This is a genomic window from Pseudomonas sp. P135 (genome assembly GCF_020312125.1).
GTDB lineage: Bacteria > Pseudomonadota > Gammaproteobacteria > Pseudomonadales > Pseudomonadaceae > Aquipseudomonas > Aquipseudomonas fragariae.
Genome location: NZ_JAGPYR010000006.1, coordinates 136,005 through 148,098, shown reverse-complemented (window position 1 = coordinate 148,098; position 12,094 = coordinate 136,005). Strand labels below are relative to the sequence as shown.

The following is a 12,094-nucleotide window of genomic DNA, read 5'->3' as shown; positions in this document are numbered from 1 at the left end:
GCTTCCTGGCTTCGCTCTGGATTTCTCCCACATCTGATTGGCCGGCAAGTGACATCAACTGACAGTGGGTGTGCTTCGGTCCTGTAGGTTGTTTCTGAAAATACCCCGGCACCTTGGATTTGAAACCCAATGCCTTACATTCGGCCTGAATTGATCTTCAGGTATAACGAATGAGTTACTCAGGTACTCCTCGGCGTCAGTTAGCGTGCTTCGCGGGAATCACTTTCAGCCTCTTCAGCTATATCGAGGTGATAACCCTGACCGGCAGCGCTCTGCGTGGGGAGCACTCCCTGTATATGGCCATTATCGGAGCGGTCATCGGTATTCTGTCTTTGAGGCTCATGCCGTGGATCGTTCATCTGGCTGGATTGGCAGGAATGATTCTTGGTGTTGCCCTGGAGCTTTTGCTGGCGGGATATCTCTGGCCCGGAATGCCTTATGAGCGCGTGTTGAGCTATATCTTGGGTGCGGGACTGGCAGGCATGGTGTCGGCCGGACTTATTGCTTCAATTGTGCTCAAGCACCGAGCGAATCAGCAAATGTGACCAAATGCTCGTCCGCACGCACATTCCCGGTTTACCCGCTCGCTGCCGCATCACATAATCGCGCTGAATCCTCTCTGGGAGACGGTCTTGCCGAGCGCAGCCCTTTCGTCGTCAGTTTTGCTGGTCCAGCTATCCGACAGCCACTTGTTCGCCGAGGCGGACGGTGCATTGTTGGGTATGAGCACCCGCGACAGTCTGGAAAAAGTCGTTGATCGAGTGCTGGCCGAGCAGCCACACATCGATCTTGTGGTCGCCAGCGGCGATATCTCCCAAGACGGCAGCGTCGAGTCTTACGAAGCGTTTCGTCGGATAAGCGGGCGGATCGATGCGCCAGCGCGCTGGTTCGCCGGTAATCACGACGAACTGCCGCAGATGGAGCAGGTTGCGCAGCATAACGGGCTGCTCGACCCTGTGGTGGATATCGGTCAATGGCGGGTGACGCTGCTGGATTCGGCGGTGCCTGGTTCGGTGCCGGGTTTTCTCGTGGACACGCAATTGCAGTTGCTGGAGCAGTCGCTGAGCGAAGCGCCTGATCGGCATCATCTGATCTGTTTGCACCATCACCCGGTCGCGATTGGTTGTGAGTGGATGGCGCCGATCGGCTTGCGCAATGCCGATGCGTTATTTTCTGTGCTCGATCGTTTTGCACAGGTTCGCGCCATACTGTGGGGACATGTGCATCAGGAGTTCGACCAGATGCGTAACGGTGTGCGCCTGCTGGCGTCGCCTTCGACCTGCATTCAATTCGCCCCGGGCAGTGCCGATTTCAAGGTGGACACCACGGCGCCGGGCTATCGCTGGCTGCGACTGCACGACGATGGACGGCTGGAAACGGCTGTTTCCCGAGTGGTCGGCCTGGAATTCGAGGTCGATTACGGCGGCACCGGCTATTGATCGGGCAGGCGGATACGTTTCCGGTGAGGTGCTGTAGCGCAAGTCCCTGTAAACTACACGGCTTTGCCTTGCACCCGGGAGCAACAGCGTGACGAGCGACACACCTTCACTGCTATACATCCATGGCTTGAACAGCTCGAACCTGTCGAGAAAGGCCTGTCAGCTCAGCGCGCTGATGAAATCCCTGGGTCTGGCTGATCGTCTGCAAGTCCCTGAACTGCATCACCATCCGCGTCAGGCCATGCTCCAGCTTGAAGCGGCCATCACGGCGCTGGGACGGCCATTACTGGTCGGCAGCTCCCTCGGCGGCTACTATGCGACTCATTTGGCGCAGCGGCACGGCCTCAAGGCGGTGCTGATCAACCCGGCAGTCAATCCGCATCAGCTGTTCGACGGGTTTCTCGGCGTGCAACAGAACCTGTACACCGGCGAGCAGTGGCAGTTGACCGAAGACCATATTCGGGCGCTGGCCGAGCTGGAGGTACCCGCGCCGCAGGATCCGCAGCAGTTTCAGGTGTGGTTGCAGACCGGTGACGAGACGCTCGATTATCGTCGTGCCGAGAAGTTTTACCGCAGCTGCGCCTTGCGTATTCAGGCGGGCGGCGACCACAGCTTTCAGGGCTTTGCCGAGCACATGCCAGCACTGCTGACCGTTGCCGGATTTGCCCCCGATCTGTTGCAGAAGATCGATCTGTCGGCGCTGTAGGTGATCGATGCCCGGTCACATGAATGCAAGAACATTGAACCCCCGAAATTCCATGAAAGATTGATATCGAGAACCCATGGCCAATCCCAGCGCTAGCTCTTATAACGCAGACGCCATCGAAGTCCTCTCGGGCCTCGATCCGGTTCGTAAACGTCCGGGCATGTACACCGACACCTCGCGGCCCAACCACCTGGCTCAGGAAGTCATCGACAACAGCGTCGACGAAGCCTTGGCCGGCCACGCGCGTTCGGTACAAGTCATCCTTCATGCCGACAATTCGCTCGAGGTGTCCGACGACGGCCGCGGCATGCCGGTGGACATCCACCCGGAAGAAGGCGTGTCCGGCGTCGAGCTGATCCTCACCAAGCTTCACGCAGGCGGCAAGTTTTCCAACAAGAACTATCAGTTCTCCGGCGGCCTGCACGGCGTGGGCATTTCCGTGGTCAACGCGCTGTCCACTCAGGTCCGGGTGCGGGTCAAGCGTGATGGCAACGAATATGAGATGACCTTCGCTGACGGCTACAAGGCCACCGAACTGGCGGTCGTCGGCACCGTCGGCAAGCGCAACACCGGGACCAGCGTCTATTTCGCCCCCGATCCGAAGTATTTCGATACACCGAAGTTTTCCGTCAGCCGTCTCAAGCACGTCCTCAAGGCCAAGGCGGTTCTGTGCCCGGGCCTGCTGGTCAGCTTCGAAGACAAATCCAGCGGCGAGAAAGTCGAGTGGCATTACGAAGACGGCCTGCGCTCCTACCTGCAGGACTCGGTCACCGAATTCCTGCGCCTGCCGGACGAGCCGTTCTGCGGCAGCTTCACCGGTAACAAGGAAGCGGTCGACTGGGCGTTGCTGTGGCTGCCCGAGGGTGGCGACAGCGTTCAGGAAAGCTACGTCAACCTGATCCCGACCGCGCAGGGCGGCACCCACGTGAACGGCTTGCGCCAGGGTTTGCTGGATGCCATGCGCGAGTTCTGCGAGTTCCGCAACCTGTTGCCGCGTGGTGTGAAGCTGGCCCCGGAAGACGTCTGGGAACGCATTGCCTTCGTCCTGTCGATGAAAATGCAGGAGCCGCAGTTCTCCGGGCAGACCAAGGAACGTCTGTCGTCCCGTGAAGCGGCGGCGTTCGTCTCCGGCGTGGTCAAGGATGCGTTCAGCCTGTGGCTCAACACGCACTCCGAGCTGGGCCTGCAGCTGGCCGATCTGGCGATCAACAACGCCGGTCGGCGCCTCAAGGCGAGCAAAAAGGTCGAGCGCAAGCGCATCACCCAAGGGCCGGCGTTGCCGGGCAAGCTGGCTGACTGTGCCGGACAGGACCCGGCGCGCTCCGAACTGTTTCTGGTCGAGGGTGACTCTGCCGGCGGTTCCGCCAAGCAGGCTCGCGACAAGGAATTCCAGGCGATCCTGCCGCTGCGCGGCAAAATCCTCAACACCTGGGAAGTCGATGGCGGCGAAGTGCTTGCCAGTCAGGAAGTCCACAACATTGCCGTGGCCATCGGGGTTGACCCCGGCGCAGCCGACATCAGCCAGTTGCGTTACGGCAAGATCTGCATCCTGGCTGACGCCGACTCGGACGGTCTGCACATTGCGACGCTGCTGTGTGCCTTGTTCGTGCAGCACTTCCGCCCGTTGGTTGACGCCGGGCATGTGTATGTCGCCATGCCGCCGCTGTACCGGATCGACCTCGGCAAGGAAATCTACTACGCGCTGGACGAAGCCGAGCGTGACGGGATCCTTGACCGTCTGGTCGCTGAAAAGAAACGTGGCAAGCCGCAGGTCACCCGATTCAAGGGCCTGGGTGAGATGAACCCGCCGCAGCTGCGCGAAACCACCATGGACCCGAACACCCGGCGCCTGGTGCAGCTCACGCTGGATGATTTCGCAGCCACGTCGGAAATGATGGACATGTTGCTGGCGAAGAAGCGTGCGGGTGATCGCAAGTCCTGGCTCGAGTCGAAGGGCAACCTTGCCGAGGTCCTGACTTGATACGAGCCTGGCTCGCCGCCCTGATCCTGATTGCCGCGCCGGTTGTCGCTGCGCCACTCGAGGCCCTGAAGCTGCAATCCGAGCATCCGGTGGACGACATGGCGGGTGGCAATCTGTCAGGTCTGGCGATGTGCAATGGCCAGCTGTGGACCGTGTCCGACCGTGACGACGATGTGCTGTACAGCCTGGATGTGTCGCAAGACACCTGGAAGGCTCAGTCACATCATATTGACGCACCGGCACCACAAAGCTATCTGCCGTTGAAGTTGCGTTTCATGGCCGGGCTTTCCGCGCTGATACGCGGCGGTAGTCTGGATTTCGAGGGTGTCAGCTGTGATGCAGCCGGCAATCGCTATCTGGTCAGCGAGGCTTATGGCACGGTGCTCAAGGTTCCGGTGAGTGGCAAACCGTTCTGGCTGGATTTGCCGAAGGAACTGGTGGATCAGGCGCGGGCTCAGGGCATGTTGCAGCGTTTCAACGCGATTTTCGAAGGGATTGCCGTCAGTCCGGCAGGCGACCGTCTCTGGCTGGCGGCCGAACGCGAGAAGCGCGGCTTGCTGGTGGTGCAACGCGACAAGGAGCAGTGGACCTGCGGGCAAAGCTGCGTGCTGCTGTCCGAGTCCGGTCTGGACGCGTTGCCGCCGGAGCAGGGCAGCAAAAAGGTGTCGACGGATTTTTCTGATGTGTCGTTGTACAACGGCAAGCTGTTCACGCTGGAACGTGCGGTGTATCGCATCTGTCGGCGTGATCTCGAAACCGGGCAGATCGAGCGTTGCTGGTCGTTCGCCAAGGAAGCCATGGTGCCGTCGCGTCGTTACGATCAACCCTACGGGCTGACCGAGGCACTGGTGGTGGACGAGAAGGGCGCGTGGATCGGCATCGACAATAATTTCGGTGTGCGTGCCGACGGTGAGAAACGCCCGATCGTCTGGCGTTTCGCTGCGCCTGAGGCGGGCTGGAGTGCCGGGCAGTGAGCGACGTGCAGCCCGGCAAGCGCGCTGGCAAGGTGCTGATGATCATGGCTTGGGCGGCCGGTCTGTTTCTCGCGACGCGCTTTTTCGGCGATTGGGAAGACCGGCAGCAGAATCCCAACGCCGTGGTCACCTCGCAACACGGTGACGGCTATATAGAAGTGCAGCTGGCAGGCAACCGACAGGGGCACTTCGTCACGACCGGCCAGATCAACGGCCGGACAGTGGCGTTCATGATCGACACCGGGGCGACCGATGTGGCCGTACCCGGTGATATGGCTGACCGCCTGGGGCTCAAGCGTGGCTTTCCGGTCACGGTCAGTACGGCCAATGGTAACAGTCAGGGTTTTCGGACCACGCTTGACCGCTTGCAACTGGGCGATATCGTCCTGACCAATGTGCGCGCCCTGGTGGCGCCCGGTCTGGACGGTGAACAGGTGCTGCTGGGTATGAGCGCAATGAAACAACTCGAATTCACACAGCGTGGCGGCAATTTGCTGCTGCGCCAGTCAACGAAATAATGAGGCCCGCATGAGCGACTCCCTTGACCTCAGCCTGGATGGTGTAGAACGCCGATCACTGGCGGACTTCACCGAACAGGCCTACCTCAACTACTCCATGTACGTGATCATGGACCGTGCCTTGCCGCATATCGGTGACGGCCTGAAGCCTGTTCAGCGACGCATCATCTACGCGATGAGCGAGCTGGGCCTGGGTGCCGACGCCAAGCACAAGAAGTCGGCGCGTACCGTCGGCGACGTGCTCGGCAAGTTCCACCCGCACGGCGACTCGGCCTGTTACGAAGCGATGGTGCTGATGGCTCAGCCGTTCAGCTACCGCTACACGCTGGTGGACGGGCAGGGCAACTGGGGTGCGCCGGATGATCCCAAATCCTTTGCGGCCATGCGCTACACCGAGGCGCGTCTGTCGCGCTACTCTGAAGTCCTGCTCAGTGAACTGGGTCAGGGCACCGCTGACTGGGTGCCGAACTTTGACGGCACGCTGGACGAACCCGCGGTGTTGCCGGCACGTCTGCCGAACATCCTGCTCAATGGCACCACCGGCATTGCCGTCGGTATGGCGACCGATGTGCCGCCGCATAACCTGCGCGAAGTCGCCAGTGCCTGCGTTCGCCTGCTGGACGATCCCAAGGCCACGGTTGCCGAGCTGTGCGAGCACATTCTGGGGCCGGACTATCCGACCGAAGCGGAAATCATCACGCCGCGTGCCGACCTGCTGAAAATCTACGAGACCGGACGTGGCTCTGTGCGCATGCGTGCGGTTTATCGCATCGAAGATGGCGACATTATCGTCACCGCACTGCCGCATCAGGTATCCGGTGCCAAGGTGCTGGAACAGATCGCCGCGCAGATGCAGGCCAAGAAGCTGCCGATGGTTGCCGACCTGCGCGACGAGTCGGACCACGAGAACCCTTGCCGTATCGTGATCATCCCGCGCTCCAATCGGGTTGAGCTGGACGAGCTGATGCAGCACCTGTTCGCCACTACCGAGCTGGAATCCAGTTACCGGGTGAACATCAACATCATCGGTCTGGATGGCAAGCCGCAGCTCAAGAACCTCAAGACACTGCTCGGCGAATGGCTGACGTTCCGCATCGGTACGGTTCGTCGCCGTCTGCAATTCCGTCTGGACAAGGTCGAGCATCGTCTGCACCTGTTGGACGGTTTGCTCACGGCTTACCTGAACCTCGATGAAGTGATTCACATCATCCGTACCGCCGAGCATCCGAAGGCGGAGCTGATTGCGCGTTTCGATCTGTCGGAAATTCAGGCCGATTACATCCTCGACACCCGTCTGCGTCAGTTGGCGCGCCTGGAAGAGATGAAGCTGCGCAGCGAACAGGATGCCCTGCGCAAAGAGCAGGCCAAGCTTCTGGCGCTGTTGAGCAGTGAGTCCAAGCTGCGCAAGCTGGTGCGTGCCGAACTGATTGCCGACGCTGAAACCTATGGCGACGAGCGTCGTTCGCCCATCGTTGCCCGTGCCGAAGCCAAGGCGCTGTCTGAAAACGAATTGATGCCCACCGAGCCGGTGACTGTCGTGCTGTCGGAAAAAGGCTGGGTACGCTGTGCAAAGGGTCACGACATTGATGCTACCGGGCTTTCCTATAAAGCCGGGGACGGTTTCAAGACCTCGTCCATCGGCCGCTCCAATCAGTTCGCCGTGTTCATCGACTCGACCGGGCGCAGCTATTCGGTTGCCGCCCACACCCTGCCATCCGCGCGAGGCCAGGGCGAGCCGCTGACGGGCAAGCTGCAACCGCCACCGGGTGCGACCTTCGAATGCGTATTGCTGCCGGAAGATGATGCGTTGTACGTGATCGCGTCGGATGCCGGTTATGGTTTTGTCGTCAAAGGCGAAGACCTGCAAGCCAAGAACAAGGCGGGCAAGGCGCTGCTGAGCCTGCCGGCCGGGGCGAAAGTCATCCTGCCTCGCCCCGTGCCCGATCGTGAGCAGAACTGGCTGGCGGCGGTGACTACCGAAGGCCGCATGCTGGTGTTCAAGATCAGCGATTTGCCGCAGCTGGGCAAAGGCAAGGGCAACAAGATCATTGGCATTCCGGGCGAGCGGGTGGCCAGTCGTGAAGAGTATGTGACCGATCTTGCGGTGATCGGACAAGGCGCTACGCTGGTACTTCAGGCGGGCAAACGAACGCTGTCGCTGAAACCTGAAGACCTCGAACATTACAAGGGGGAGCGCGGCAGACGTGGCAATAAACTGCCAAGGGGCTTCCAGAGGGTCGATGCATTATTGGTGGAAAATAGCTGAAAACATTGATCTGGCACCAAGGTTCTTCGTTTTGCCATGAAGTACGATGCATAATCGCTGGAGTCATGGTGCATATTCACGGATGATATGGGGTCTTGGGGTGCATGCGTGGCTCAGTGCCTGCATGGGTCTTGAAAGTACTTATACTGTGGCCTGTCTCTGGACGGCCACCTGGATGGGATGATGAATTTTCTACGCCTTCCCTTGATCCTGCTGATGACTGGCGTTCTGGGTCTGGCTGGTTGCAGTGTGCGCCAGCCGACCGCGCTTTATCAGCTCGATAGTGGTGAGCCTGGTCAGCCGAAACAGAGTAGTGGTCTGGCAGTTTTGCTGGGTCCTGTTTCGGTGGCCGACTATCTGCAACGCGAAACTCTGCTGCAACGCCAGCCTGACGGGACCTTGACCGCTTCGTCCGATGGGCGCTGGGCGGGCAACCTGTCTTCGGATATAGATCAGTTGCTCTTGCGTCAGCTGGCCTGGAAGCTCGACAGCCAGCGCGTCGTCATGGCGCCTGCGACGGCCAGTTTCACGCCCGATGTTCAGGTCGTGCTGTCCATCACCCGTCTGGACTCCGGGGCCAAGCAGCCTGCGGTACTGGATGCGCAATGGCGTCTTCTGGACCGTAAGGGCCATGTCCGTGACAGTCGACTGGTTCACTTGGAACAAGTCCATGCCGGCAGCTCTGCCGATCAGGTCAAGGCCCAGGGCATGCTGTTGCAGCGCCTCGCTGATCAGGTCAGCACGGCGATCAAGCCGATTTCCTGGCAGGCGCTCGATGAGCCGAAAAAAACGCCTGTCGCCAAGGCCAAAGAGCCTGACAAGCCAAGAATTCCGCTGGCTTCCCCCATACGCACCGATCTTGAAGTGTTCCGCTTCTAGGATTGGCCCAACAAAAAGCCCGCAGCGATGCGGGCTTTTTGTTGGGCGCTCATCTCTGGTTCCCACACCTCGGCGTTCCTGACGCTTCGCACAGTCAGGATAGGACGCAGAGCGTCCAGAACGGCATGCCCACGCTGGAGCATGGGCACGATGGTGATCTTGCGGGCACCTATCGCTCCTCACGCCCCGGTGCGGCATGCCCGCGCTGGGGCCGGGCCAGGTGGTGATCTTGCGGACACCTATCGTTCCTCACGCTCCGCGTGGGAATGCCGGTCATGACGCTCTGCGTCATCTGTTTGCACCGGGACAGGTTGGTCAGTATCGGATGCGGAGCATTCAGAGCGATATGCCCACGCAGAGCATGGGCACAAGCGTCTCACTTCAAGCGTGAGCGGAGGAGAGGATCAGGCCTTGTTGGATTCGTGCATGCGCGCCAGCTGGCGCTCGAGCATCGACGGGTAGGGCTCCATCAGGCGTTCTACGCAGCAGGCACCTTCCGGGCTGGCGATCGGGCGGATGCGGGCGCGCTGGCGGATCAACGGATCGTCGTTGATGCGGCGTTCGACCAGCAGCAGGTTGCGGCTGTGCTGAGACAGCGCCAGTGCGTCCTGCGCCGTTTCGGTCAGCAACAGATCGATCTGGCTCAGACCGCTCAAGCCTTCACCCAGCGTCAGGCCCAGTTGCAGTTGCAAGGTGATGCCACTATCGGCCACCTCGATCTGCAAGGCATGACTGAGTGCGCGCAACAGCTCGCCGCAGCAGATCGCGTTGGTCAGGTAGTCATCACCGCTTTCGTGACTGTGGAACAGCATCAGCGTGCTGCCGTCATTCAGCGTATGCAGCTCGCTTTCATACAGCGAGGCGGCCTGATCGAGGCAGTCGCGGTAGCGTTGCAGCAATTCGGTAAGGCGTGCACGCGGCAGGCGACGCAATTGATCCTGTGCACCCAGCTGCACGGCCAGCACTGCACTGTTGTGCGGCTCGACCGGCGCTACCGAGGCAGCCGCCGGGCGAACGGCTGGTGAGTTGTCCGAGTGGTCGCGCAGATCGGCGAACGGATCCTCATCGTCGTCTTCATCTTCCTCGGCAACGATGCGGCGCTGCACCGGTGGTGCCGGCAAGCGCGGTTTTGCTTCGCTGCTACGAGCTGAAACCACTGGCGCAGGCTTCTCTTCCGGCTCCAGATACGGATCTTCGCTGTCGTCTTCCTCGCCGTCATACTCGGGCTCGGGCAGCGGTTCTGGCTCCGGCACCGGCGGCGCGAACGAGGTGCGCAACTGCCGCGCCAGATCACCGATTTCATCCTGGCGATCAGTGGCGGGTGTGTACGGGTCGATATCGCGCAGCCAGATACGCATCTGCATCAGTGGCGTGGAGATGTGGCGGCCAAGGCGCAGACTCAGGGCCAGCGCCAGGGCCAGCAGGATACCGGCCAGAATGCCCATGCTCTGCAGGCTGATGGTCAGCGGCTGCTGGAACTGCGACATGTCGAGGCTGATACGCAGATGGCCCGCCATCACGTCCTGGAACGTGATCTTGATTTCATACAGGCCCTGAGCTTCCCCCAGAAGCCCGTTTTTCGGGCGCTGGCCGGCCTCCGCGAGGATGCGGTTATCCACACTGTAGATAGCCGCATGCGCGACCAGCGGATTCTTGACCAGATTGCCCAGCAGCACGTTGAGACTGAGGATGTCGTTGGACACCAACAGCTCGGTAGCCGAGGTGGCGGTCTGGGTGGTCAGGGCCTGCCCCAGCGCATCAGCCTGTTCATGCATGGCCTGCTTGAACTGCAGGCCCATGACTCCGGCGTAGATCACCAGCGCCAAAGCGACCAGGATCACGTTATGGCTGGCAATGCGCAAAGCGATCGGTACACGGCGATGACGCAGGGCACGAAAGATGAGCAGGAAGAAATTATCGGTTTTAACGGGCGTGGGCCGGTTCACAGAGCACGGCTCTTTCGGTGAAGTTGTCGCGCAGTATAACGAGCGACCCAGTGGCGGCAAAGCGCTGCCTGTGCCCGGTGGTCACTGAATGTGGTTAGAATGCGTTTTTTTTCCACTGCGGGGGTGCGCCTTGCGCGAAATCGTCCTGATTAACATCACCGGTGTCGACCGTCCCGGTCTCACTGCAGCCATCACCGGCGTCCTCGCCCAGGGTGGCGTGAACATTCTCGATATTGGTCAGGCGGTGATCCATGACACCCTGTCGTTCGGCATCCTGGTTGAAATTCCGGATACCGTACAGGGATCTTCGGTGCTCAAGGACATCCTGTTCACCGCCTACGAACTGGATCAGCAGGTCCGTTTCACTGCGGTGTCCGAAACCGACTATCAACACTGGGTCGAAGGTCAGGGCAAGGCGCGCCACATCGTTACGCTGCTGACTCGCAAAGTCACGGCCGAGCAATTGCAGCGCGTCAGCGCCATCACTGCCAGGTACGGGCTGAATATCGATCAGATCGATCGGTTGTCCGGTCGCATGCCGCTCGACACCCCGGCTGACAAGGGCAAGGGCTGCATCGAGTTCACCGTGCGCGGCGAGCCCGCCGACCCGAAAGCCATGCAGGCCGAATTTCTCGCGGTCGCCCAGGATCTCGACGTTGATATCGCGTTCCAGCAGGACTCGCTGTTCCGCCGCAACCGGCGCCTGGCGGTGTTCGACATGGACTCGACCCTCATCGAGGCCGAAGTCATCGACGAACTGGCCAAGGCCGCAGGCGTCGGCGAGCAGGTTTCCGAGATTACCGAACGTGCCATGCGCGGCGAACTGGATTTCAGCGAAAGCTTCAAGGAACGTCTGGCTTTGCTCAAGGGCCTCGACGTGAGTGTGCTGGATGAAATCGGCGCGTCCCTGCGTTTGACCGAAGGTGCTGAAACACTGTTCTCCGAGCTCAAGCGGCTGGGTTACAAGACGGCGATTCTGTCGGGAGGCTTCACCTATTTTGCCAAGCAGCTGCAAGCAAAGCTGGGCATTGATTATGTCTTCGCCAATGAGCTGGAAGTGGTTGACGGCAAGGTGACCGGCGTAGCGGTCGAGCCGATCGTCAATGCGCAGCGCAAGGCCGATCTGTTGCGCGAACTGGCCCACAAGGAAGGGTTGAGTCTGGAGCAGACCATCGCGGTCGGCGACGGTGCCAATGACCTGCCGATGCTGGCGATTGCCGGGCTGGGTGTAGCGTTTCGCGCCAAGCCACTGGTCAAGCAATCGGCCAAGCAGGCCATTTCGACGCTGGGGCTCGATGGCGTGCTGTATCTGCTGGGCTTGCGCGACCGCGAGGGAAAGCGCTGACGCTCAGGCCGTCGTGGTCTGCTCCTGATGGCGAGGGGCA

The 12,094-nt window shown here is 60.6% G+C and carries 10 protein-coding genes; 9 read left to right on the top strand and 1 reads right to left on the bottom strand.

Annotated features, from left to right (window positions below):
• Window positions 1-170: 170 nt before the first annotated feature.
• The 8 genes from KBY08_RS11475 (at window position 171) to KBY08_RS11440 (ending at window position 8,763) form a co-directional block, all read left to right on the top strand.
• Complete coding sequence (locus KBY08_RS11475; RefSeq protein WP_111522146.1) at window positions 171-545, top strand: hypothetical protein; 375 nt, start codon at window positions 171-173, stop codon at window positions 543-545.
• An 87-nt stretch (window positions 546-632) separates the two neighbouring features.
• Complete coding sequence (cpdA, locus tag KBY08_RS11470; RefSeq protein ID WP_111522147.1) at window positions 633-1,439, top strand: 3',5'-cyclic-AMP phosphodiesterase; 807 nt, start codon at window positions 633-635, stop codon at window positions 1,437-1,439.
• A gap of 88 nt (window positions 1,440-1,527) precedes the next feature.
• Complete coding sequence (locus KBY08_RS11465) at window positions 1,528-2,145, top strand: YqiA/YcfP family alpha/beta fold hydrolase (protein WP_011266483.1); 618 nt, start codon at window positions 1,528-1,530, stop codon at window positions 2,143-2,145.
• 76 nt (window positions 2,146-2,221) lie between these two features.
• Window positions 2,222-4,126, top strand: a complete 1,905-nt coding sequence (gene parE / locus KBY08_RS11460) for a DNA topoisomerase IV subunit B (protein ID WP_003431952.1) — start codon at window positions 2,222-2,224, stop codon at window positions 4,124-4,126.
• Window positions 4,123-5,100 carry an esterase-like activity of phytase family protein gene (locus KBY08_RS11455; protein WP_032657139.1) on the top strand — a complete coding sequence of 326 codons (978 nt, stop codon included), beginning with the start codon at window positions 4,123-4,125 and terminating at the stop codon, window positions 5,098-5,100. The genes parE and KBY08_RS11455 overlap by 4 nt, the downstream gene beginning before the upstream one ends.
• A 38-nt stretch (window positions 5,101-5,138) precedes the next feature.
• A complete protein-coding gene (locus KBY08_RS11450) occupies window positions 5,139-5,618 on the top strand; it encodes a TIGR02281 family clan AA aspartic protease (RefSeq protein WP_162488891.1) in 480 nt (159 codons plus the stop codon).
• A gap of 10 nt (window positions 5,619-5,628) precedes the next feature.
• Complete coding sequence (gene parC / locus KBY08_RS11445) at window positions 5,629-7,884, top strand: DNA topoisomerase IV subunit A (protein ID WP_032657135.1); 2,256 nt, start codon at window positions 5,629-5,631, stop codon at window positions 7,882-7,884.
• A 183-nt stretch (window positions 7,885-8,067) separates the two neighbouring features.
• Window positions 8,068-8,763: a membrane integrity-associated transporter subunit PqiC gene (locus tag KBY08_RS11440; RefSeq protein ID WP_024641182.1), complete on the top strand. Its 696-nt coding sequence runs from the start codon at window positions 8,068-8,070 to the stop codon at window positions 8,761-8,763.
• Between the two features lie 404 nt (window positions 8,764-9,167).
• On the opposite strand, the gene KBY08_RS11435 is transcribed toward KBY08_RS11440, so the two are convergent.
• A complete protein-coding gene (locus tag KBY08_RS11435; RefSeq protein ID WP_003402883.1) occupies window positions 9,168-10,709 on the bottom strand; it encodes a HAMP domain-containing protein in 1,542 nt (513 codons plus the stop codon).
• Window positions 10,710-10,839: 130 nt separating this feature from the next.
• On the opposite strand from KBY08_RS11435, the gene serB reads away from it, so the two are divergent.
• Window positions 10,840-12,054 (top strand): phosphoserine phosphatase SerB, encoded by a 1,215-nt coding sequence (serB, locus tag KBY08_RS11430; protein WP_003402884.1) that lies wholly within the window; start codon window positions 10,840-10,842, stop codon window positions 12,052-12,054.
• Window positions 12,055-12,094: the final 40 nt, after the last annotated feature.